The 21,977-nt window shown below is 43.8% G+C and carries 23 protein-coding genes and 1 riboswitch; of the genes, 18 read left to right on the forward strand and 5 right to left on the reverse strand.

What is annotated here, in order from left to right:
- The first annotated feature begins 6 nt into the window (after window positions 1–6).
- The 9 genes from ABUE30_RS02630 (at window position 7) to ABUE30_RS02670 (ending at window position 10,627) form a co-directional block, all read left to right on the forward strand.
- Window positions 7–525 (forward strand): potassium-transporting ATPase subunit C, encoded by a 519-nt coding sequence (locus tag ABUE30_RS02630; protein ID WP_408622111.1) that lies wholly within the window; start codon window positions 7–9, stop codon window positions 523–525.
- Entirely contained in the window at window positions 515–3,127 is a 2,613-nt protein-coding gene (locus tag ABUE30_RS02635) for a DUF4118 domain-containing protein (RefSeq protein ID WP_408622112.1), read from the forward strand. The genes ABUE30_RS02630 and ABUE30_RS02635 overlap by 11 nt, the downstream gene beginning before the upstream one ends.
- Window positions 3,127–3,831 carry a response regulator gene (locus tag ABUE30_RS02640; protein WP_408622113.1) on the forward strand — a complete coding sequence of 235 codons (705 nt, stop codon included), beginning with the start codon at window positions 3,127–3,129 and terminating at the stop codon, window positions 3,829–3,831. Before ABUE30_RS02635 ends, ABUE30_RS02640 begins: the two co-directional genes overlap by 1 nt.
- Before the next feature lie 63 nt (window positions 3,832–3,894).
- The gene (locus ABUE30_RS02645) at window positions 3,895–4,776 is read left to right on the forward strand and encodes a LysR substrate-binding domain-containing protein (protein WP_408622114.1); all 882 of its coding nucleotides are present in this window, start codon (window positions 3,895–3,897) and stop codon (window positions 4,774–4,776) included.
- Window positions 4,777–4,929: 153 nt separating this feature from the next.
- Window positions 4,930–5,805 carry a carbohydrate ABC transporter permease gene (locus ABUE30_RS02650; RefSeq protein ID WP_408622115.1) on the forward strand — a complete coding sequence of 292 codons (876 nt, stop codon included), beginning with the start codon at window positions 4,930–4,932 and terminating at the stop codon, window positions 5,803–5,805.
- An 8-nt stretch (window positions 5,806–5,813) separates the two neighbouring features.
- Window positions 5,814–6,704, forward strand: a complete 891-nt coding sequence (locus ABUE30_RS02655) for a carbohydrate ABC transporter permease (protein WP_408622116.1) — start codon at window positions 5,814–5,816, stop codon at window positions 6,702–6,704.
- 2 nt (window positions 6,705–6,706) lie between these two features.
- On the forward strand, window positions 6,707–7,996 hold the full coding sequence (locus ABUE30_RS02660; RefSeq protein WP_408622117.1) for an extracellular solute-binding protein: 1,290 nt from the start codon (window positions 6,707–6,709) through the stop codon (window positions 7,994–7,996).
- A gap of 58 nt (window positions 7,997–8,054) precedes the next feature.
- A complete protein-coding gene (locus ABUE30_RS02665) occupies window positions 8,055–9,473 on the forward strand; it encodes a CehA/McbA family metallohydrolase (RefSeq protein ID WP_408622118.1) in 1,419 nt (472 codons plus the stop codon).
- A gap of 26 nt (window positions 9,474–9,499) precedes the next feature.
- Window positions 9,500–10,627, forward strand: coding sequence for an ABC transporter ATP-binding protein (locus tag ABUE30_RS02670; RefSeq protein WP_408622119.1), 1,128 nt, complete (start codon window positions 9,500–9,502; stop codon window positions 10,625–10,627).
- Between the two features lie 53 nt (window positions 10,628–10,680).
- On the opposite strand, the gene tpiA is transcribed toward ABUE30_RS02670, so the two are convergent.
- Window positions 10,681–11,433: a triose-phosphate isomerase gene (gene tpiA, locus ABUE30_RS02675; protein WP_408622120.1), complete on the reverse strand. Its 753-nt coding sequence runs from the start codon at window positions 11,431–11,433 to the stop codon at window positions 10,681–10,683.
- 170 nt (window positions 11,434–11,603) lie between these two features.
- Window positions 11,604–12,380: an ElyC/SanA/YdcF family protein gene (locus tag ABUE30_RS02680; protein WP_408622121.1), complete on the reverse strand. Its 777-nt coding sequence runs from the start codon at window positions 12,378–12,380 to the stop codon at window positions 11,604–11,606.
- Window positions 12,381–12,599: 219 nt separating this feature from the next.
- On the opposite strand from ABUE30_RS02680, the gene ABUE30_RS02685 reads away from it, so the two are divergent.
- The gene (locus ABUE30_RS02685; protein WP_408622122.1) at window positions 12,600–13,790 is read left to right on the forward strand and encodes an amino acid aminotransferase; all 1,191 of its coding nucleotides are present in this window, start codon (window positions 12,600–12,602) and stop codon (window positions 13,788–13,790) included.
- A 400-nt stretch (window positions 13,791–14,190) separates the two neighbouring features.
- On the opposite strand, the gene ABUE30_RS02690 is transcribed toward ABUE30_RS02685, so the two are convergent.
- Both ABUE30_RS02690 and ABUE30_RS02695 read right to left on the reverse strand, forming a co-directional pair.
- Window positions 14,191–14,514, reverse strand: a complete 324-nt coding sequence (locus ABUE30_RS02690) for a cupin domain-containing protein (RefSeq protein ID WP_408622123.1) — start codon at window positions 14,512–14,514, stop codon at window positions 14,191–14,193.
- Between the two features lie 469 nt (window positions 14,515–14,983).
- Complete coding sequence (locus tag ABUE30_RS02695) at window positions 14,984–15,562, reverse strand: LON peptidase substrate-binding domain-containing protein (RefSeq protein WP_408622124.1); 579 nt, start codon at window positions 15,560–15,562, stop codon at window positions 14,984–14,986.
- A 127-nt stretch (window positions 15,563–15,689) separates the two neighbouring features.
- A riboswitch (molybdenum cofactor riboswitch) is annotated at window positions 15,690–15,826 on the forward strand.
- Between ABUE30_RS02695 and moaA the strand changes: the two genes are divergently transcribed.
- The 6 genes from moaA to ABUE30_RS02725 all read left to right on the forward strand — a co-directional run bounded on the left by moaA (window position 15,815) and on the right by ABUE30_RS02725 (window position 19,039).
- Window positions 15,815–16,786: a GTP 3',8-cyclase MoaA gene (gene moaA, locus ABUE30_RS02700; RefSeq protein WP_408622125.1), complete on the forward strand. Its 972-nt coding sequence runs from the start codon at window positions 15,815–15,817 to the stop codon at window positions 16,784–16,786. It overlaps the preceding riboswitch by 12 nt.
- Window positions 16,787–17,359, forward strand: a complete 573-nt coding sequence (gene mobA / locus ABUE30_RS02705) for a molybdenum cofactor guanylyltransferase (protein ID WP_408622126.1) — start codon at window positions 16,787–16,789, stop codon at window positions 17,357–17,359.
- Window positions 17,349–17,861: a molybdenum cofactor biosynthesis protein B gene (gene moaB / locus ABUE30_RS02710; RefSeq protein WP_408622127.1), complete on the forward strand. Its 513-nt coding sequence runs from the start codon at window positions 17,349–17,351 to the stop codon at window positions 17,859–17,861. The genes mobA and moaB overlap by 11 nt, the downstream gene beginning before the upstream one ends.
- Window positions 17,861–18,346: a cyclic pyranopterin monophosphate synthase MoaC gene (gene moaC / locus ABUE30_RS02715; RefSeq protein WP_408622128.1), complete on the forward strand. Its 486-nt coding sequence runs from the start codon at window positions 17,861–17,863 to the stop codon at window positions 18,344–18,346. The genes moaB and moaC overlap by 1 nt, the downstream gene beginning before the upstream one ends.
- Entirely contained in the window at window positions 18,343–18,588 is a 246-nt protein-coding gene (locus ABUE30_RS02720) for a MoaD/ThiS family protein (RefSeq protein ID WP_408622129.1), read from the forward strand. Before moaC ends, ABUE30_RS02720 begins: the two co-directional genes overlap by 4 nt.
- A gap of 1 nt (window position 18,589) precedes the next feature.
- Entirely contained in the window at window positions 18,590–19,039 is a 450-nt protein-coding gene (locus ABUE30_RS02725; RefSeq protein ID WP_408622130.1) for a molybdenum cofactor biosynthesis protein MoaE, read from the forward strand.
- Window positions 19,040–19,271: 232 nt separating this feature from the next.
- Here ABUE30_RS02725 and moeA read toward each other — a convergent pair whose 3' ends face one another.
- Window positions 19,272–20,609 carry a molybdopterin molybdotransferase MoeA gene (moeA, locus tag ABUE30_RS02730; RefSeq protein ID WP_408622131.1) on the reverse strand — a complete coding sequence of 446 codons (1,338 nt, stop codon included), beginning with the start codon at window positions 20,607–20,609 and terminating at the stop codon, window positions 19,272–19,274.
- A 28-nt stretch (window positions 20,610–20,637) separates the two neighbouring features.
- Here moeA and folE point away from each other — a divergent pair, with 28 nt between their 5' ends.
- Both folE and ABUE30_RS02740 read left to right on the forward strand, forming a co-directional pair.
- Window positions 20,638–21,297, forward strand: coding sequence for a GTP cyclohydrolase I FolE (folE, locus tag ABUE30_RS02735; protein ID WP_408622132.1), 660 nt, complete (start codon window positions 20,638–20,640; stop codon window positions 21,295–21,297).
- A 106-nt stretch (window positions 21,298–21,403) separates the two neighbouring features.
- Window positions 21,404–21,970 (forward strand): GNAT family N-acetyltransferase, encoded by a 567-nt coding sequence (locus ABUE30_RS02740; RefSeq protein WP_408622133.1) that lies wholly within the window; start codon window positions 21,404–21,406, stop codon window positions 21,968–21,970.
- Window positions 21,971–21,977: the final 7 nt, after the last annotated feature.

The following is a 21,977-nucleotide window of genomic DNA, read 5'->3' on the forward strand; positions in this document are numbered from 1 at the left end:
TTTATGATGCTAATCGCTATTCGAACATTACTCATGTTAACGATGTTGTTGGGTGTTGGTTATCCGCTGTTAGTCACCTTGATTGGACAACAATTTTGGTCCTATCAGGCAAATGGCAGTTTACTCAAGGATCAATCCGGACACGTGATTGGTTCTGCGCTCATTGGGCAGCCATTTACCAGAGCCAATTATCTGCACTCCAGGCCTTCGGCCAGCCACTATCAGCCAGATGATTCGAGCGCAACCAACTGGCCACCATTTGATGCGGCGCGGCGTCAATTTGCACTGAGTCAACATTCACATCAGCCAGCGATGATGACTTACTCAGGTTCAGGCGTTGATCCCGACTTACCGGTTGCAGCCGTGCAATCTCAGTTGGCTCGAATCTCTATAGCCTGCAATATTGATCAATCGCCGCTGCAAGCATTACTAGCCAGTCAAACAAAATCTGGTATGCTCGGGCCCAAGGTTATCAATGTGCTAATGTTTAATTTAGCACTACAAAAGATTTGTCATGCGAGATAATGACCGTGCGGATGCTCTACTGCAAGAGCTCTGCCAACAAGAAACGGGAAAAGGCCGAGGCCATTTAAAGATTTTTTTGGGAGCCGCGCCAGGTGTAGGTAAAACCTACACCATGCTTCAAGAAGCTCAGCAGTTGTCTGAGCAAGGCATTGATTTAATTATTGGTGTTATTGAAACTCATGGGCGAACCCAAACGCAAGAAGCGAGTCGCCATTTACCTATACATCCCTGTCAACATATTAACTATCGCGGCAAACACTACAGTGAATTAGATCTTGATGGCCTATTAGCTAAAAAACCAGCTTTAGTGCTGGTGGATGAGTTTGCCCATAGCAATATTCCAGGTAGCCGTCATCAAAAACGCTATCAGGATATTCAAGAGCTCCTCGATGTTGGGATTGATGTCTACACGACGTTGAATATCCAACATCTTGATAGCTTGAACGATTTGATCTACCAGCTTACCCAAGTACGCGTGAAAGAGGTGATCCCTGATAAAGTTGTGCTTGAAGCGGATACTTTATTATTTGTAGATTTGCCGCCAAGACAACTGATAGAGCGACTTAAACAAGGTCAAGTTTATCTGCCTGAACAAGCGCAAGCAGCGTTACAAGCTTTTTTCTCGGTCAGTAACTTAACGGCTTTACGCGAATTGGCTTTGCAAATGGTGGCTAGTCATGTTCAAGGTGAAATGAATCTTCACTTGAATACACAAGGTAAGCCAAACATTATTTTACAAGACAAGCTGATGCTCTGTCTTAGCGAACAATTGGATGGGCGCGCGTTAATTCGAAGTGCTCAGCGCATCGCCCTGCGCCAACAAGTCCCTTGGATTGTTTTGCACGTTGCTCAAACAAATTCGTTGCCTTTGGCCATTGAACAACATTTATCCTTTGCCTCGAAGTTAGGGGCAGAGATCATCACCATGATTGATATGCATATTGCAGAGGCTATTTTACACGTAGCCAAGCAGCAATCTGTCTCACAATTGCTTATTGGCAAACCGCGCAAGAAGTTTTTTGCTCGATCGCCAGTATTGCAACATTTGCTAAGTAATCTTGGCTCGTTAGATTTAACTATCTTAGCCGAGCAATCATCGCCTAAATCGAACGGTTCGTTTTTCACTCGATTAAAACAGTTTAGTATAGGCCGACAAATTTTAGTTGGACTGGTGAGTGTTTCACTCGCTACGGGCGTGGGGTTATTAGTGACGCCATGGTTACCTGAGACGGCAATGCCGTTGATATTTATTGTTGCCGTGCTACTCAGCGCCGTGATCAGTAGTGCAGGGCCGGCCAGTATAACGGCGTTATTCTCGTTTATGGCCTGTAATTTCTTTTTCACACCGCCTTATTTCACCTTTAAAGTCGGCGATCACAGCGATCTTCTTAATCTTATTTCATTGTTATTAGTAGGTTTATTAGTCGGGCGCTTGGCTGCCCATCAAAGCCAGCAACTCAAAGCGCTGCGCAGTTCTCAGCAGTTAACTCAAATGCTACTGAGTTTGACCCAAGCACTTAGTGCTGCCAATAATATAAAAGATGTGGCAAGGCATACAGAACGTGTAATTAGTGGTGTATTGCAATGTATCTGCGTGGTATTTAACAGCGAACAACAAGGGGTCATTGATAAGTCCTTGCAGTTAAATGTGACAGATCAAGCCGCGCTGCAATGGTGTTTAACTCATCAACAGGTGGCCGGGCGACATAGCAGTACTCTAAATGGTTCCGATATGCAGTATCACCCGCTAGGCCCAGATTTAGCGTTGGGACTTAAACTTGCAGCGCCGTTGCCACTAGCGGTCGATTATCAGCTGCAAAGTATGCTTACCGATGTAAGGGCCACAATTGATCGCATGGTGTTGACTGAGCAATTGCAAAAAAGTCGTTTTGAATCAGAAACGAACCGGATCCGCGCTGCATTATTGTCGTCAGTTTCACATGATCTTAAAACACCTTTAGCCAGTATTATTGGTTCATCCACCACGCTGCTGGATTATCAACAACAACTCTGTGTTAGTGATCAACACGACTTAGTTCAATCGGTATTACAAGAGGCACAACGATTAAGCAGTTATATTCAAAATCTTCTCGACATGATCCGCTTGGGGCAGAGCGACTTTCAACTTAAACGCGAGCATTTTTCCATCAAGCAGTGGTGCCAGGATGTTATCGCGCGATCTGACAATCTCGATCATATCAATCAATTTGAATTACGATTTGACCAGAAAGTGACACACTTATATGCCCATCGCGCTCTTATGGAACAAGTCTTAACTAATTTATTGGATAATGCCCGTCGTTATTCACCTCGTGATCAACCTATTGTGATTCAAACTATGTACGCTCCCCCAGAACTCATCATCGATGTGATTGATCAGGGGACGGGGATATCAGAGTCCGATCGAAGTAAGATTTTTGAATTATTTTATACTCAGCCGGTAGGCGATAGCGGTAGTCGCGGAACTGGGTTAGGTTTGGCTATTTCTCGGGCCATGGTCGAAGCCCATGGTGGGCGGATTTGGAGTTTTCCGGGTGATTATGGGAAAGGTACCTATATGCGAATAGCATTACCACTAAATTTGAATACGAAGGAAACATAATGGCGCAGATCTTAATTGTTGACGACGAGCCGGCTATTCGCCGGTTTTTACGCATCAGCTTAAGCGCAGAAGGTCAACAAGTGATTGAAGCGGGGACATTGGCTGAGGCTCGATTACAGATTGAAAAATCGCATCCTCATTTGGTAGTTCTTGATTTAGGCCTACCCGATGGCGATGGGAGCGAACTGTTAAGTGAGATACGTCAATATTATGCTTGGCCAGTTATTGTTTTATCCGTGCGTGAAGACGAAGCAGAAAAAGTCCGGTTACTTGATGCCGGTGCTAATGATTATTTGACCAAGCCGTTTGGTATCCAAGAGTTTATTGCACGGATTAAGGTATTGTTGCGTACCCTCAGTAGTCCAGTTCATAGTCAACCGGCACTAGTGGTTGCTGGTGAGCAATTAACGCTTGATCCAACCACGCGATTACTTAATTTTCGCGGCCAAGCAATAACCTTATCGAAAAAAGAATTTTCCCTACTAGAGCAACTTCTACATCACCCTAGTAAAGTGTTGCTTCAAACTCAATTGTTAACCCAAATATGGGGACCAACACACAGTGAAGATACGCATTATCTGCGGATTGTGGTGGCTAACTTACGACGCAAGCTTGGTGATGATGCCCAGCATCCCAAACTTATCGAAACATTACCGGGTATTGGCTATCGTTTTATCAGTGATCAAACAAAACACACTGATTAACATAGAATAAGCCATGGTATGGCTTATCTTAACGCTAAGTTTGTTGTCATATGAGAGCTCATCATGCAAGATTTCCCTTCATTTAAAGCACTTGAAGCATTTTCTACCATTGCTCGGCTTGGTTCTATAGGGGCAGCGGCCCGCGAGCTTAAGTTAACACAAGCGGCAATAAGCCAACAGCTGAAGACTCTTGAACAGCAATTAGGACATCTACTATTTGAACGCAATCCGCGAGGCGTAATATTAACCGATATAGGCCAACGTTATTTACCGGTGGTGCAAGGGTCTTTGCAACATCTTAAAATGCAAACTCAGCTATTATTTAGTCAGCAGACTCAAGAAACGCTGGTGGTTAAGGTGAATCATACCTTTAGCCATAACTGGTTAATGCCTCGGATCAACGATTTTTTAACCCGTTACCCCTTTATTCATATTGAACTGCAGCAGGTGGATTGGCCATCAAGAGTGCCATGCAAAGATGTTGATATTGAAATTACCAATGGCTTTGAACCAAGCCCTTCTGTACAAGTTGAACAATTATTTCAAGAACGATGGCTGTTAGTTTGTAGCCCAACGTATCAACAACAATACGCAGATGCGCTGGCGCTAGGGGCGATTAGTGAATTATCAGCTGTACAAGTGAAAGGCTATGTGCAGCATTGGAGTCATTGGCTCAGTTATCATCAATGGCCCTTAACACTGCCTGAGATTCGTTTAGAAGTCAGTAACTCGCTGCAAGCACTGCAAGCGGCAAAATATGGTGTCGGTATCGCCCTGATTCGCTCATTAGCGGCCCAAGATGCGCTGCAAATGGGCACTTTAGTACAGGCTCGTCCCGAAGTGATGCCAACGACGGATAGTCACTATTTAATTACTTCCCGCTCACGGACGCCTAAAGTCAGTTTTTTTTGCGAATGGCTCGCACAGCAAGTTTTGCATCGTTAACATCATAGGTATATGCGTTTGTTATGACAGTTTTAAAACTGAACTCATAAATTATACCTATTAGAGATGTAACAAAAATTTATCAGTAGCTGACCTTTAACTGTCACATCACTGTCATAAGATAGCCTCAAGGTATCGTGATGAGGTGTTTAGATGTCAAACAAGGTCCGCCATTATCTCCAGTTGATATTGTTTTTGGCGCCTCTGTTAGTGCCATTGCTCGTCTTTTGGGTACTCCCGTTTATCTGTAGTATTTTCATCAGTTTTACTGATTGGGATTATATCTCGCCCACTTTTGATTGGGTTGGGTTGGATAACTATCGTTACATGTTAGACGATAGCCAATTTCTACAAGCACTACACAATACGGTTATTTTTTCTGCGGCGGTGGTCATTCCAACGGTTGCGATTGGCCTCGGCTTTGCACTTATTTTGCAAAAACGTTTTGCTGGCAGCCACTTTTTTCGTGCTGTCATATTCTCACCTTGGATCACCCCCACCGTTGCGGTATCGATAGTATGGTCGTGGGTGTTTGATAGTAAACATGGGTTGGCCAACCAGTTATTACATCTGATTGGAGTAGCTCCTATTAGCTGGTTTGAACATGGGAGTAGCGCGATGTTTGTGGTGGTTTTAGTCACCATTTGGCAAGCGGTGGGATGGACCATGTTATTTTTTATTAGTGCTCTCAATAAGATCCCTTCCAGTATTTTTGAAGCATCGCAAATTGATGGTTGCTCACCTTGGACACGTTTTATCAAAATCACCTTGCCCCTTGTTTCACCAACCACCTTCTTTTTGTTAATTGTCAATATGATCAACGCGGTACAAGCGTTCGATCAATTCCAAATTTTGACTCAAGGTGGGCCGGGCGGTGAAACTCGCACATTATTATATTGGTTCTATCAATTAGCTTTCCAACAATATGACATGGGATCAGCGACCGCCACATCGGTAATTATTTTTCTGATTACCGCCATCTTGACGATAATCAATGGCTGGATAGGTAAACGTTGGGTCTATTATTAGAGGGTAATATGCAAATAACTATTACAACGCCATCACGCATCGAGCGAACAGCCAAACAATCAGGGCCTCGACGGCACTGGAGAAAAAAAGCCGCGAAGTACTTATTTTTGGTCATTAGTGGTGGGTTTATGGTATTTCCATTTATCTGGATGCTATTTGGAGCGCTGAAAACTAATGATGAAATTTTTGCTAATCCGCTGGAGCTGATCCCAGAGCATTTTCACTGGCTTAATTTTATCGAGACAATGCAGAGTGCACCGTTTGGGCTCTATATTTTTAATAGCTTTAGTGTCGCTCTATTGACCACATTACTGGTGCTTGCTAATTCGTCTTTATTTGCTTATGCCCTGACGCTGTTGCAGTTTAAAGGGAAGAGCGTCATGTTCATGCTGGTTATGGCAAGCTATATGTTGCCTGCAGCCGTAACCTATGTTCCCTCTTATATTGTCCTGGCTAAACTGCATCTTTTAGACACCCACACTGGATTGATTCTATCTAATGCCGCGAGTGTCTTTGGTGTATTTTACTTGCGTCAAGTTTTCATGAAAATTCATCCATCGCTGATTGAAGCAGCACGCATTGATGGTGCAAGCGAGTTAAAGATTTTATGGGCCATTGTACTGCCACAATGTAAATCGGCTCTAACCACTTTGTCTCTCATCACATTTATTACGAACTACAACAGTTACATGTGGCCCAGCTTGGTGATTAACTCGGCCGATAAAAATCTGATTGCCACCGGCATTCGGCAGTTTTTTATTGCGCAGGGGAATTATGGTCTGAACTGGTCACATATCATGGCGGCAAGCACCATTGCCGTCGTTCCGTTGCTGATTTTATTTATGATCAGCCAAAAAACCATTCTATCTGGGATAGCCGATAACGGTGTTAAAGAGTAATCATGATGATAAAAAATAAGTTCGCATGGATTAGTGCTTCGCTAATCACCTCGTCACTTTTAGTCAGCCAGATGGCTCAAGCTAAGACACCCATTGAGTTTTGGTATTCAGGCGGCACTAAACCGCAAAAGATGATGACTAAGTTGATCCAGGAATTTAACCAAAACCAAGATCAATATACCATTGTCCCTTCCTTACAAGGGAACTACACCGAGACTTATCAGAAACTCCAAGCGGGACTTGCTTCAGGCACCGCGCCAGCATTGACGTTATTAAGTGGTGGGCAAGCGAAGGTTATGGCTGAGCGGCATTTGGTCGAAGATTTACGCCCGCTGATCAAGCCATCGTTTCACTTTGATGATTTCGTCAGCGCTTTTCGCAAACAAGTCACTGCTAAAAATGGCATGATCATTGGGTTACCCGCTTATGGCACCACCCAGATTTTGTATTACAACAAGAAAATTTTAGCTAAATATGGCTTTAGTGCGAAAGACCTCGCTACTTGGCAAGGCTTGGCTAAAGTCGCTAAGGCAGTGACGCGTAAAGGCAGTGATGGACAACCCATCTTTTACGGCTGGGAGCCAATGTGGGGGGCGGATAACCTGATTGATGCAGCTTATTCCAATGGCGGCGATATCATAAGTAAAGATGGCAAAAAGATCTTATTTGATTCCCCTAAATGGATCACTGTTTGGGATGGTTTTCGCAAATGGATCCATCAAGACCATGTTATGCGCATTCACTACGGCGGTCAGGGTTGGGAATATTGGTATAAAACCATTGATGATGTGATGAAAGATCGTGCATTGGGTTATACCGGTTCCTCAGGTGATCAAGGGGATCTAGATTTTTCTAAAATTGCGGCGACTGTCCAACCAGGATGGGGGAATCATCCTGCGGCGCCAGAGGCGGGCGCACAAGTCCTGCAAATTCCAATGGGAACAAAACCCGCGCAAGCTAAAGGTGCTTTTGCCTTTATGAAGTTCTACACCAATGCTAAAAACACGGCAGCATGGTCAATGTACACTGGCTATATTCCGGTTCGCGGTAGCGCCAAACAAGACCCAGACTATCAAGCGTTTACTAAAGATCATCCGCAGGCGTTGGTGCCACTCGAGCAAACCAAATTGGCTCGCCCTACATTTGTCGACCCGACTAAAGGTAAGATTCTCGATGCGCTTAAAGTTGCTGCCGATCAGGTTGAAATTCAGAATGTCCCCGCCGCACAAGCTTTAAAACAAGCGGCTCGGGTCGCGCAGCGTGCTTTAGACCGCGCAAATCGTCACCATTAATCAAATTAGGCCGGCTCATCAATAAGTAGGTGAGTCGGCTTGAACTTAAGGAACGATGATGTTGCAGTTTCATGATGAAGTGTACTTTGGCCGTCACAGCCAACCGTTTGAGGTTCAACAAGCGATCACAACACTCACCATTAACGGATCCACCGTACAGAAAGGGTTTCTCTATCTATTGGTGATTGACCCGACGGAGGCTCTGCGCGCCAATATCTTATTAGAAAAGCCCATTAAACAGCTTCAGCTAAGCGCTACAGAGGCAAGTGTAGGTGCTATTGCAGGGGCGCTACCCATGGGGACTTGGCGGCTAGAATTTATTCATCTGGTCGGTGAGTTCCGAACCCCCAGAGCGATGCAATATGCTGTCGATATTATCTTTGATGAGCCAATTGATGCTGCATTTGTTGGCAGAACCGCTCTAGATTCAGACCAACGTCTGCACTTTGATATGCAGCACCAATTATCAAAGCAGTCACGTTGGTATCGGGGCGATCTGCATGCGCATACGAATTTGTCTGATGGGCAAAATAATTTAGCTGATGTGCTCGCCATAGCTAAAGCACAGCATCTCGATTATTTATTTTTAACCGAGCACAACATCTGTCATAGTCAGTTGCCTGATGACTTGGACTGCCTCATTTTACCGGGGATAGAGGTCACCACCGACAGGGGCCATTGCAACGTACATGGGCCAGTTCAAACCCTTGATCTGTTAACCTCTGCGTTTTCCAGTGATGCGCTCCTCGAACAGACGGTGCTATTTGCCTCAGAGAAAAGTAATCTGAGTATCAATCATCCCATGATGAAACCATGGCATTGGTGGTATCAACAGATGCCACTTCAAGCCGTCAATTCATTAGAAGTATGTTGCGATCCAACCTGGCCGAGCTCACCACAAGCTTCAGAAGATGCCTTGGCTGTGTTGACCAAATTATGGAATGGTGGACGGCGCATCGTTGCTGTCGGGGGCAGTGATAGCCATTTAACCCTTGATCAACGTAACCCTCAGGCGAATGAGCCCTCTGTCTATGGCGATCCGGCAACCTATGTGTGGGCATCATCGTTAAGCGGCACCGCGATTATCGACGCGTTACGTGCAGGACGTGTCTATTTTGAGCGCCGTTGCCAATTGCAGTTATTAATCAATGAGGGGCGCACTTTTCCAGGCGATAATGTAGGTGACAAACAAGTGATATGGCAGCTAGCAGTACACGATCGCCAATATAACTACATCGCACAATGGATTGGCGATGGTGACATGATTGAAGAGCGGCCGTTGAATGAGCAACTGTGTCACGTTGAACTCGACATGGCGACCTATAGTTGGGTGCGCGTTGATATTCGCCGCACGGATGGCCAGCTTGAAGGGGTTGTCAACGCGGTCTATAACGCACAACAGCCAATCTTCCAAAACCCTTCATTACATTATTGGTCAGATTTAAATTTGACCAATGCTGATCACAACACACTTTAATTATTTTTTAATGCGTGGGAGTAACAATGGCTGCGGTCACACTAAGACAAATAGAAAAAACCTATCCAAATGGTTTTCAAGCTGTTCATGGCATTGATCTGCATATTGATGATGGCGAGTTCATGGTGCTGGTTGGCCCATCGGGATGTGCTAAATCAACGACATTGCGCATGATTGCTGGCCTAGAAGCAATAAGTGCCGGGGATTTACTGATCGGCGAACAGCGAGTGAATGATTTAGCACCTAAAAATAGAGGGATAGCGATGGTTTTTCAAAACTATGCTCTTTATCCACATATGAATGCTTATCAAAATATGGCATTTGGCCTCAAACAGCTTAGACTCGCCAAAAGTGAAATCTGTTCTCGCATTGAACAAGCCGCGAAAAACCTTGATATAGCGCATTTGTTAGATAAGAAACCTAGTGAAATGTCCGGTGGACAGCGTCAACGCGTTGCTCTGGGACGAGCTATTGTGCGTAAGCCAGATGTATTTTTATTTGATGAGCCGCTGTCAAATTTAGATGCAAAGTTACGGGTATCGACCCGTATTGGGATTGCCAAATTGCATCAAGAGTTGAAAGAGGTCGGTCAACAATCAACCATGATTTATGTCACCCATGATCAAGTCGAAGCGATGACTCTAGGCGATCGCATCTGTGTAATGAACGATGGACAGATCATGCAGGTTGATACTCCAATGCATTTATATCATCATCCGGCCAACAAGTTTGTGGCAGGGTTTATCGGCTCACCGGCAATGAATTTAGCACCAGCGCAGTTAGAATATATCGATCAGCAATGGGTGATACAGCTAGGTGAATATCAATGGGTGCTACCTGCATCGGTTACGCAGCGTCTTCAGATTCGGCAGTCAAAATCAGTTTGGTTGGGTATTCGCCCTGAACATATTCGCCCAGTCAAAAGTAACGAGCGCACGGAAAGCCAAGTGCAGATCCACGTTGATGTTGTCGAAGCGATGGGCAATGAGCAATATGTTTATTTTAAATGGCAGGCAGAGAGCTGGATATCAAGAGTAAGTTTAGATGAACTTGAGCTGATTGAGAAGGGCAGTACGCAGTGGCTAACCTTTGATTTAAATAAGCTGCACCTATTTGATAAAGACACCGAGCAAAGTTTGCTTGATGCCTCTTAATCGCTCTAATCAATCCCCTATAGATGGGGATTGATTAGCTCAGCACTTAGCATTTACTGAGCTGCGCTGATGATACCTGCAAATTCTTCAACTTGCAGTGATGCACCGCCAACGAGTCCACCGTCGATGTCGGCTTGACCAAATAACTCTTTAGCCGTTGCAGCTTTAACACTACCACCATAAAGAATTTGTACTTTTGCAGCAACTTCTGCATGTTGCGCCGCTAACCACTGACGGATCCCAGAATGAACAGTCTGTGCTTGAGCAGATGTCGCTGATTTCCCAGTCCCGATGGCCCAAATAGGTTCGTAGGCGATGACAGCTTGGTTGAATGCTTCAATGCCGCATAAATCAACAACTGCTTTCAATTGACGTTCCACAACAGCTTGTGTTTCGCCGGCTTCATTTTGCTCTAAGCTTTCACCGATGCACAATACAGGGGTTAAACCATTTTCTTGGATCGCTTTAAATTTTGCAGCAACCACAGCATCGCTTTCGTTGTGATATTCACGACGTTCGCTATGGCCGACTAAGCTGTAGGTACAGCCAAATTCTTTGAGCATAACGGGTGAGTTTTCACCGGTGAAAGCCCCCGATGTGTGAACGTCAGCATCTTGAGCGCCATAAGCTAATTTGCTATTGGCTGCTAATTGTTCAACAAAGCCTAAGAAAATAGCGGGTGCACAAACTGCAACTTGAACATTTGTTGCTGAGTTAGCAGGGGCCAGCAAGCCTTTGACTAACGCTTCAACAGACTCTTTGCTACCGTTTAGTTTCCAGTTTCCCATCACTAAAGGTGTTCTCATTATTCGCTCCTCATTTAATTAATGTGCATTATTATATGGAATTTATCGTGTGATCGTAGCTTAAAATGAAATTTAATTACATAAAAAACGCTAAATCTGATCTACAACAAATTCAACTCATTATCAGATCGATTTTCCATCATCAAATATGGACAAATCACTTGATGCAATTAGTGTAATTTTTTTTGTATCTGCGCCCATTCTTCCCCTAACTTCTCATGCCAATAGGCATCAAAGCGCATCATAGTAATGGGATCAGGTAAGTATTGATAACTAGCGAGCGGAGACTGAAGCTTTTTGGCTAAATAATCGGTGGGTACAGCTGTAACTTGATTACTAAATTGCTGAAAGTATTTCATCGCGCGTTCCATATGAACAGCGCTAGTTACCAGCGCCGTAGGGCGTTGACCTATATAGATAGATATCAATCGCGCTTCTTCGGCCGTGTCTTTTGCTTTAGGAACGGTGATAATACTTGCTGGAAGAATATCTGCTTGAGTAGCAACCAACTTCATTAATTCAGCATTGGTTTTCGGATCACTGCCACTATAACCTGATACGATTAACCGCGCACCGGGGTTTTCTTTCGCCAATTGGATCCCTCGAAGAATTCGCAGCAGTGAAGAGCGACTCAGCTGTTCAATAGGCGATAAAGACGGATCAGAGACATGTCCACCACCAAGGACAACGATAAAGTCGAAACGATTGCTAACTAAACTGGGTGGTGTATAGCGGCGTTCCAATTGGTACAACTGGTGATTAACCCATGAATAATTACTTGTCAGCAATATAATTGCCAGTGCTGAACCCAATGGAAAACAAGCCCAGAGGGGACGTTTTTTCAAACAAAGATAAAAGGTAAAAAATAGCAATAAAATACTAACGTTGAGTGGCATCAATACGCCAGCTAGCCATTTTTTTGCAACAAACGCCCAGCCTAACTGCATGAAAGTAAGCCTCTTGAGTTAATAGTGACGTTGAATATTATTAAAGACTTTTATTAATGGTATCATGTGCAAAGCACAAACACCGAGTTATTTGTAAACAAACTCACAAGACCTTACGGCGAGTGTGCGGTGAAAAACTCAACGGCTAGAGACTCGACAAAGGAATTAAGATATTCTTTGATGTATTGGTCAGTACAAAGATAAAAGAAGAGGAACATCATGTTTGAGCGTGTAAAAGCGGCCCCAACCGATCCAATTTTAGGCCTAACCGAAGCATTTAAAGATGATCCCCGCACCGATAAAATTAATTTAGGTGTCGGTATTTATAAAGATGAAAATGGTCAAACACCGATCTTGCGAACAGTGAAGCAAGCAGAGCAACGATTGCTTGACCACGAACAAAGTAAGTCGTATTTGAGAATTGAAGGGCTTGCAAGTTATGCCCATGAAGTGCAAAAACTGTTGTTTGGCGCCGATGATGCCATTGTTACTGGGCATCGCGCAGCAACGGCCCAGACACCTGGTGGAACAGGTGCATTACGCACGATTGCAGAATTTGCATTTCGGCATATAGGTATTCGCACGATTTGGGTGAGTGATCCAACCTGGGCCAATCACATCAGTGTCTTTCGTGCTGCAGGGTTAGAAGTGAAAACTTACCGCTATTATGATGCACAAACTCGTCGCTTAGATTTTCCCGGTATGTTGGAGTCATTAAGTCAAGTTTCCGAGGGAGACATGGTGCTGCTACATGGCTGCTGCCACAATCCCACAGGCATCGATCCAACCACTGCTCAGTGGCAAACATTAAATGAACTTGCTTTAAAACAAAATTGGTTACCATTTTTCGATTTTGCGTATCAAGGCTTTGGTCACGGTATCGACGAAGATGCTGTGGGGCTACGCATTTTTGCGCAATCGCATCAAGAAATGCTAATTGCTAGCTCATTTTCGAAAAATTTTGGCTTATATAATGAGCGCGTAGGCGCTGCAACGATTGTCGCTCATGACCATAACGTCGCTACTGTAGCCTTTAGCCAAGTCAAAGCCGTGATCCGCGCGAATTACTCCAACCCGCCAAGTCATGGTGCTGCTATTGTCACGACCATTTTAGAAGATTCTCAATTAGCCGCTCAATGGCATGTTGAAGTTGCACAAATGCGCGAGCGCATCCAGACTATGCGAGCATTGTTTGTCAAAAAGCTTCAAGAAAATGGGGCAACAACTGATTTTAGTTTTATTGAAGGGCAAAATGGGATGTTCTCATTTTCAGGGTTAAATAAAACTCAAGTTGAGCGACTGCGTGATGAATTTGGTGTTTATATTGTCGGTTCAGGACGTATTAATGTTGCAGGTATGACCGAACACAATATTGACGCACTCTGTAAAGCAATCGTACACGTTTTATAGCTGAGCCATGCCAGTTGCAGGAACAGACTACAGTTTTGCGGTGTTTATTGAGCATTTCAAAGCTGTGGTTTATAACTTGGCCATTATTCCTATTTTCATTGCTCTAACTTTAAGCAAATGAGTCGTAATTGCGCCATTATCCATTTACATTGTAATGGCAATATTGATCAACTTACATCGTGGAAAGTACGTTTATTAGACTATTTGATTTACTACTTGAGACGTTTATTTATGAAATGCTTGAACTCAATGACGAAAGCTCTACGTCATTCGTCATTAGATACACTCTCGGTCATACAAAGCCCTGCAGCACGGTTTGATCAAATATGACTGTTAAGATGTGACATTTCCAGCACTCTAGGGCTATAAGGTAAGAAGAAAATTCTTACCTTATCACTGATTACTTCAAAAAATCATCGCGCATTGGTGTAAAGGTATCGAGCAATACGCCTTTTTCTAAACAGACACAACCGTGTTCAATATTCGGTGATTTATACAAGGTATCGCCCGCGGCTACATCATGGGTTTCACCATCGATCGTAAAGCGAAATTTACCGCTCAATACATAAGTCAGTTGTTCGTGAGGGTGATGGTGCATTGCCCCAATGGCATTGGTTTCAAAATGGACTTCAACACCCATCATTTTACCATCATGCGCAAGTACTTTACGGCTGACGCCATCGCCTAAATCTTCTAATTCAATATCTTTATTAAAGACAAACATGGACTGTTACTCCCTTTATTGACATATCCAATGGCTCTAGGCCGATAGAAGACCGATTTGCCATCAGGTGCTAACACAGCCACCAGCGAGATCATAAGAGCACTAGGTGATTGTGTCACAATGGAAGTTAATATAACACGACATATCAATTTAAATAAAACAATGTTTTGTAAAAATTCGGTTCATATCAAAAATTTATGATTTAGGGTCCATAGAAGTCGTCAACCATATAGGTGAGGGGAAAGATCAAGGTTCGAGCTATATTTCTTCTCACGGTAATAATAATGTTTATCTATCAAACGATAGGCTATCTATTCCGTTGATCATTCCTGATTCGATATAAGGCGAGATGCTAAACCTTGCTTGATAAAATCAACGATACACATTGATGTATAGCTGTGAATATTAAGGCATTGACAATGGTGCAAATGTATCACTGAGGATTATCGCCATTACCTAAAAAAACATGTTAGGCTGCTTGATTCAGCAAATGAGTCAATAGTTGGTGTGTTCGCTCACAGGTGGTCGTGGCCATAAGCATTTGTTTTTGTTCTACGGGGATCGGCAATATCTCTAGCCAGCGCTGGCAAAGCCAAGTTAGGTTATTGAGTTTAAGGCAATGGTAGAGATCGCCAAGGTCAGGATATTGCTGATAGATGTCACATAGGCGTTGGGCGATATATTGTTCGTGACTGGGAAGCGGGCGATCGGGCCATAAGGGAAGCTCTTCAACTGTAGCAACTCGTAAACCATCATTTTGTTGTGCAACCTCGATGATACGAAAGCGTTGATAACCGAGCGCGGTAATCCCTAAAATTCCACCTTCAAGTTGGTCAAAATCGATGATCTTAGCTGCGGTGCCAATAGGTAGTAGCGTGGCATAACTTTCGGTTGCATCTGGAGCGGCCATCACAATCCCAAAACTGCTTTGTTCTTTGACGCAATCACGAACCATCCGTATATATTTTGGTTCAATAATTCGTAAGGGTAATTTCCCTTCGGGCATCACTTGCGCTGGAAGAGGAAAAATAGGAAGCTGTTTTGGCACAATAGACTCCTTGTTCTAAGTTAATTGATTTTACAGTAAAAATGGACTTATTGAGCTGTATCAATCGAAGCTCAGTAAACGCTGGTTTGAATCGATACCCTACTGACAAAAATAGCACAGTTAGCATATAATGCTGGTGAACCGAGTGCTTTGCTCCTGTCTCCTAGTGATATGGAAATAGTACCTCTGCGCGTTTAATGCAGACAGGGTATAGGAAGAAATGACTATGCCTCCCATATGGAAAGGTTTTTAATGTTTATCGATCAGTTTAATCGCCGATTTAGCTACTTGCGTTTATCGGTGACAGATGTGTGTAATTTCAAATGCAGCTATTGTCTTCCCCAAGGCTATCAGCGTCCTGAACAGGCACTGCAGTTTTTGACCCTTGATGAAATTCAAAAACTGGTGATCACTTTTGCTAAAGCGGGAACGTCTAAGATCCGCATTACGGGAGGCGAGCCAACACTACGTCGAGATATCGAAGCCATTATTGCGTTGTGTGCAGAACCTCTAGAAGTAAAAACAGTGGCGATGACGACTAACGGCTATCGCCTTGCCAAACATGTCAATAGTTGGCAGCAAGCAGGTTTATCTCGGATCAATATCAGCATTGATAGCTTTGATGAACGACTATTTAATCAAATTACCGGCACGAAACGCTTTGGTAAAGTGATGGATGGCATCGAAGCGGCATTAAGCTGCGATCTGACGGTCAAGCTGAACACAGTGCTAATGAAAACTTATAACTTTGTACAATTTGATCGCACTTTAGAACGGTTGCGTGATTGGCCTGTTGAGCTTCGTTATATTGAGCTGATGGAAACGCTAGAACAACGCCAGCTATTTGAATCAGAGCATATCAGTGGCCAACGTCTTAAGTTATTTTTACAACAACGAGGCTGGACAATGTTGCCTCAAGCTAGAGATGCTGGACCGGCCCAAGTATTTAGTCACCCAGATTATCGCGGCAAAGTGGGTCTGATTATGCCTTATGAGCATGATTTTTGTGCGGGTTGTAATCGGCTGCGGATATCGGCTGTTGGCAAACTACATCTGTGCCTATTTGGTGAATCTGGTCATGATTTAAGGCCCTATTTACAACAAGATGGCATACAGCCTTTAGCTGATGCTATTAGCCATGCCTTACGCGATAAACAGTCTGGGCACCATTTGCTCGAACGAAATCCAGGACAAACTATTCATCTAGCCTCGGTAGGTGGATAGATGCAGCCTTTTATAAGTATCATTTTAAGTGGTGGCCAATCTCGACGAATGGGTCAAGATAAAGCGTTGCTAGCTTTGGGTGAAACAACGCTTATAGACTGCCAGTATCAACGATTACAGCAGCTGGGTGCGCCGGTTTGGATAAGTGGCGATTATCCGAACTATCCATGTATTGGTGATCAAAGCCCAGCATCTGGGCCATTAGCGGGGATTGGCTCAGCCATGAGAGAATTTCGCTTACAGGCTCAAGCATTATTAGTGATTGCCGTTGATATGCCGTTATTAACGGCTAAAGTATTACAACAATTTTTAGCCCTAACCCATCAGCATCAACAGTGCATTTACCTTCAGCAAGCAATATTTCCGATCTGGTTACCTCTATCTGATGGTACTTTGCGCACAACTTATGAATGCGAACAAAGTGGTCATTTTGCTTTAAAACCTTGGCTAAACAAACTGAATGCGAAGGTAATACAATGGGCTGAACCAATGGCGCTGACCAATACGAATACCCCTGAGCAATGGCAACAAGCTATTGAACGATTACATAGAGAGACATCTTATGAGTCATAGTGCAAAAGAATTTTATCCATTAACAATTGCGGTATTAACCGTTTCAGATACACGCAACGATGACAACGATACCTCGGGTAAATATTTGGCCGAATCACTGGTTGAAGCGGGTCATCAGCTCGCTGAACGTAAAATTGTAATTGATGATCGCTATCAAATCCGTGCGCAAATTAGTCAATGGATTGCCGATCCAAACATCCATGTCATTATTACTACTGGTGGAACTGGATTCAGTGATCGTGATATGACGCCAGAAGCGATTCAACCACTATTTGACAAAAATGTTGAAGGGTTTGGTGAGATCTTTCGAGCCATTTCATTTGAAGAAATTGGCTCATCGACTATTCAAAGTCGATCATTAGCTGGGATGGCGAATCATACGGCTATTTTTTGCTTGCCTGGCTCAACAGGCGCATGTCGAACTGGTTGGAGCAAGATTTTAGTTGATCAGCTCGATAGCCGTCATAAACCATGCAACTTTGTTATGCATTTGGAGGTTTAATGGCCACGTTCAGTCATCTTGATCAACGAGGTCGGGCAAATATGGTGGATGTTTCAGATAAATCTGCCAGTGTACGCGTCGCCAGAGCACAAGCATTTGTAGTCATGAATGAGCAAACATTAACTGCAATTATCTCGGGTAATCACCACAAAGGAGATGTATTTGCAACAGCTCGTATTGCAGGCATTCAAGCCGCGAAACAAACCAGTGCGTTAATTCCATTATGTCATCCTTTGCTCTTGAGCAAAGTGAGTGTTGAGCTCACAGCAGAGGCGGATTTTAACAGAGTAAAAATTGAAACGATGGTGAAGTTAACTGGACAAACAGGGGTTGAAATGGAAGCCTTGACCGCTGCGAGTATTGCCGCACTAACCATCTATGATATGTGTAAAGCACTACAGCGCGATATGCGCATCGAAGGCCTTTGTTTGTTGGAAAAGCAAGGTGGACGTAGCGGCCATTATCAGTATCAGGAGGGGGAATGATTACCATCCGTTTATTTGCAAGATTACGTGAACAAATTGGCATTTCACAGTTGCAATGGCCACTGGATGAAAGTATTGCCGTTAGCGCATTGGTTAAGCAACTGATGGATGCCAACGGCATGTGGCGACATGTTGCTGAACACCAAGTATTATGCGCGCTTAATCATCAACACGTGACATTTAATGCGGAAGTTAAACCAGGTGATGAGCTAGCATTTTTTCCACCGGTTACAGGAGGCTAGCGTGATTGGAGTGCAGGGTGAAGATTTTGATGTTGGTTTGCAGTATCAGCAATTGGCCAACAACCCTCGAGCTGGCGCGATTGTCTTTTTTGTAGGCACGGTGCGAGATATGACAGATGGGCAGCATGTCACTGAACTTTTTTTAGAACATTATCCACAAATGACAGAAACTGTTTTGGCCCAAGTTGTTGCACAAGCGAGCGAACAATGGGAGCTAATTGATGTACATTTGATCCACCGAGTTGGGAAACTATCAGTCAATGAGCAAATTGTTTTTGTCGGCGTGAGTGCAAAACATCGCAAAAATGCATTTGCAGCAGCGGCGTACATCATGGATCAACTAAAAACCTGTGCTCCTTTTTGGAAAAAAGAAACCCGGCAAGGGCAGAGTATCTGGCTTGAGCAGCGGGACAGCGATGTGAGCGCTGCGAGTCAATGGTTTGATCACTAATATCATTGAGCTCACTGCGGAGGCTCTCAATAAAATTTGTAGATGGTCGGCGCTTTGCATTCTTGCTCTGCGCCCCGCAGCCATGATCTAAACTGAATCAAATTGATTTCAAAGTAACTCTTAGCGACCATCTATTTCATATTCGTATATTTGTTTATTGACGCTAACCTTATCGCCAATAAATAGTTTTACCTGAATTTTTGACAAGCTGAGACAAAATATCAACCTATCCCTAATAAATGCTATATCTTAAAAGAGAAGGGATCATTTCGATAGAAACCATCTCTCCCGCCTGAATAGGTCCACGTTCTTGTTCAAGAACCGCAAAACAATTTGCTTCAATAAACGATGCCAAAGTAGCACTGCTTTGTGTGCCAGCAGGGCGAACATGCCATTGACCTTGTTCATCTACTTCAGCAATGGCTCTTTGAAAATCAACTCGTCCGGGATGTTTTTTGAAGCTCACACTCGCTTTTGCAGGCCAGCGTTGCGGTTGATGTTCGCGACCTCCGCCTAGTTTTCGCAAGGCGGGAACAACCAGTTGTAAAAAGGTCACCGCTGCGGATACTGGGTTACCAGGAAGGCCAAAAAAATAGCTGTCAGATAAGCGGCCAAATGCGAAGGGTTTGCCAGGTTTCATGGCAACTTTCCAAAACGCTATCTGTCCTAGCGTCTCAAGTGCATCTTTAGTAAAATCAGCGTGACCAACCGAGACACCAGCACTGCTGATAATAACATCGCATTCATGATTGGCTTTTTTTAACAAATCGATAATTGCTGATAAATTGTCAGGAAGAACCCCATAGTCAATAACCTTCACGGGTAATGACTTAAGCATTGCTTGCAGCATCGCTCTGTTGGAGTCATAGATCTGACCGAATTCGAGTTCTGAACCTGGCGCACGTAGTTCATCGCCTGTCGAAAATAGACCAACCGTAATCGGTTGATAATAATTGACCTGGGCAAGACCTATACTTGCGAATAGGCCAATATGAGCGGCACTAATTGTATCGCCGACTTGTGCAACTATTTGTCCTTGCTTGACGGTTTCACCGGGGTGGCGAACATTTGCACCAAGTTTAGGCTGGTGATGAAGAGTGAGTTGGTTTGCTGTACGACTGGTTTGTTCTTGCATGATGACAGTATCTGCACCAATAGGCATTGGTGCTCCTGTCATAATTTGTGCACATTCACCCGCACTTATCTCATAGCGGTGGATGTCGCCGGCCAAAATCTGCTGAGTAACCGTTAGTGTGTCGTACTTAGTTAAGTTTTCGTAGGCAAACGCATAGCCATCCATTGCTGAATTGGCAAAACTCGGAATTGGACTCGACGCTTTAGCCGTTGATGCTAAATAGAACCCTAGCGACTGTTGATAGGAAGAAAACTTTGGAGACGCTATAATAGGGAGTTGTTTAACTAAATAGGATTGCGCTTCGTCAAGAGGCATAAGTTCAGGATGGGAGCAGGAGTCCATATTGATCCTTTGGTAATCAAAAATAGAAAGATAGATAATACCAGTATTATTGGGGCGTTGATAAGCGCCCTGCGATGGTTCATCTCCAACCATCACAATTTCATATAAGGAATAATAACGAATGACAGAAATCACCAGTGATGCTCGAAATGTCCAACAAGCATTAATTGCTGCGGGCATTGAAACACCATGTATCGAGTCAGATGCTCATCATAATAGTGATACAGATAAGATCGAGCAAATAGGTGGTCACTTTAGAGCGATCCTTAATATTCTTGGTATGGATCTAACTGATGACAGCTTAGCTGAAACACCGAACCGCATTGCTAAAATGTACGTCAACGAGATCTTTCAAGGATTAGATTATCGAAACTTCCCGAAGATAACTTTGATCGACAACAAAATGAATGTTGATGAGATGATAACAGTCAAAAATATCAGCATGATTAGTACCTGTGAACATCATTTTGCTGCGATTGACGGTTTTGCTCACGTAGCATATATTCCCTCTAGCAAAGTAATCGGACTCTCTAAAATCAACCGAATCGTGCGATTTTTTGCCCAGCGTCCACAGGTTCAAGAACGATTAAACCAACAAATATTGCTGGCATTACAAACTATCCTACAAACCGAGCACGTTGCGGTGCGCATCAATGCGACGCATTATTGTGTTAAGTCACGCGGGGTTGAAGACCACTCAAGTCATACAACAACGACCTCACTCGGGGGCTGTTTTAAGAGTAATTTAGCGAGTCGACAAGAATTTTTACAGCAGTTGTAATTTTGATACTATATAGATGGCGCTGTGTTCGTCGGGAACATGTGCAAAGCAGATTTTCTTGGATAGGTCCGTTTGCGGACCTGCCAAATGCAGGTAGTTTAACGACATGGATAAAATTTTGCAGTCATTTACCGTTCGTCCGGTCAAGGCCATTGATCTCTATAAATTTTGCGAAATCCTAATGGAGGCGGCGCGGTGGTTTGAAGATCATGGTGAAACGTTATGGGATCAGCAACAAATTGTTCCGCATACCATCTTGGCGCATCATCGAATGGATGAATTATTCATGGGCTATGTTGATGATCGCCCAGTGGCAGCGATGATCTTCAACAATCGTTGTTATTGGTCACAAGTAACGCCCCAAGAGCGCCGAAGTAGTTTATTTATCCATAAGCTAGCAGTGAGTCGTGGGCATGCAGGGAACTGTTATTCTGCAATGATGTTAAATTGGGCTTGTCAGCAAAGTACTGAACAAGGTTACACACAACTTATGCTGATGTGCAACTGCCATCAGGACAAATTACGGCGTTTGTGGCGTTATTATGGATTTGAAGAGATTGTCTCAAATGATGCAGATGGGCGTGTTTGTCATCATTATATAAGATCCCTTGAACTAGGTCGTTCGTTATTGCCTAAAATTCCGATGTCTACCCCAGTGTGGTCTTGTGCTTGAGGGATAT

It is taken from the genome of Celerinatantimonas yamalensis (assembly GCF_046054155.1).
GTDB classification, from domain to species: domain Bacteria; phylum Pseudomonadota; class Gammaproteobacteria; order Enterobacterales; family Celerinatantimonadaceae; genus Celerinatantimonas; species Celerinatantimonas yamalensis.

Bases quoted from the DNA above. Each gene is read 5' to 3' on its own strand.
- ABUE30_RS02630 (WP_408622111.1), top strand. From the start codon at position 7: ATGCTAATCGCTATTCGAACATTACTCATGTTAACGATGTTGTTGGGT.
- ABUE30_RS02635 (WP_408622112.1), top strand. From the start codon at position 515: ATGCGAGATAATGACCGTGCGGATGCTCTACTGCAAGAGCTCTGCCAA.
- ABUE30_RS02640 (WP_408622113.1), top strand. From the start codon at position 3,127: ATGGCGCAGATCTTAATTGTTGACGACGAGCCGGCTATTCGCCGGTTT.
- ABUE30_RS02645 (WP_408622114.1), top strand. From the start codon at position 3,895: ATGCAAGATTTCCCTTCATTTAAAGCACTTGAAGCATTTTCTACCATT.
- ABUE30_RS02650 (WP_408622115.1), top strand. From the start codon at position 4,930: ATGTCAAACAAGGTCCGCCATTATCTCCAGTTGATATTGTTTTTGGCG.
- ABUE30_RS02655 (WP_408622116.1), top strand. From the start codon at position 5,814: ATGCAAATAACTATTACAACGCCATCACGCATCGAGCGAACAGCCAAA.
- ABUE30_RS02660 (WP_408622117.1), top strand. From the start codon at position 6,707: ATGATGATAAAAAATAAGTTCGCATGGATTAGTGCTTCGCTAATCACC.
- ABUE30_RS02665 (WP_408622118.1), top strand. From the start codon at position 8,055: ATGTTGCAGTTTCATGATGAAGTGTACTTTGGCCGTCACAGCCAACCG.
- ABUE30_RS02670 (WP_408622119.1), top strand. From the start codon at position 9,500: ATGGCTGCGGTCACACTAAGACAAATAGAAAAAACCTATCCAAATGGT.
- tpiA (WP_408622120.1), bottom strand. From the start codon at position 11,433: ATGAGAACACCTTTAGTGATGGGAAACTGGAAACTAAACGGTAGCAAA.
- ABUE30_RS02680 (WP_408622121.1), bottom strand. From the start codon at position 12,380: ATGCAGTTAGGCTGGGCGTTTGTTGCAAAAAAATGGCTAGCTGGCGTA.
- ABUE30_RS02685 (WP_408622122.1), top strand. From the start codon at position 12,600: ATGTTTGAGCGTGTAAAAGCGGCCCCAACCGATCCAATTTTAGGCCTA.
- ABUE30_RS02690 (WP_408622123.1), bottom strand. From the start codon at position 14,514: ATGTTTGTCTTTAATAAAGATATTGAATTAGAAGATTTAGGCGATGGC.
- moaA (WP_408622125.1), top strand. From the start codon at position 15,815: ATGTTTATCGATCAGTTTAATCGCCGATTTAGCTACTTGCGTTTATCG.
- mobA (WP_408622126.1), top strand. From the start codon at position 16,787: ATGCAGCCTTTTATAAGTATCATTTTAAGTGGTGGCCAATCTCGACGA.
- moaB (WP_408622127.1), top strand. From the start codon at position 17,349: ATGAGTCATAGTGCAAAAGAATTTTATCCATTAACAATTGCGGTATTA.
- moaC (WP_408622128.1), top strand. From the start codon at position 17,861: ATGGCCACGTTCAGTCATCTTGATCAACGAGGTCGGGCAAATATGGTG.
- ABUE30_RS02720 (WP_408622129.1), top strand. From the start codon at position 18,343: ATGATTACCATCCGTTTATTTGCAAGATTACGTGAACAAATTGGCATT.
- moeA (WP_408622131.1), bottom strand. From the start codon at position 20,609: ATGGTTGGAGATGAACCATCGCAGGGCGCTTATCAACGCCCCAATAAT.
- folE (WP_408622132.1), top strand. From the start codon at position 20,638: ATGACAGAAATCACCAGTGATGCTCGAAATGTCCAACAAGCATTAATT.
- ABUE30_RS02740 (WP_408622133.1), top strand. From the start codon at position 21,404: ATGGATAAAATTTTGCAGTCATTTACCGTTCGTCCGGTCAAGGCCATT.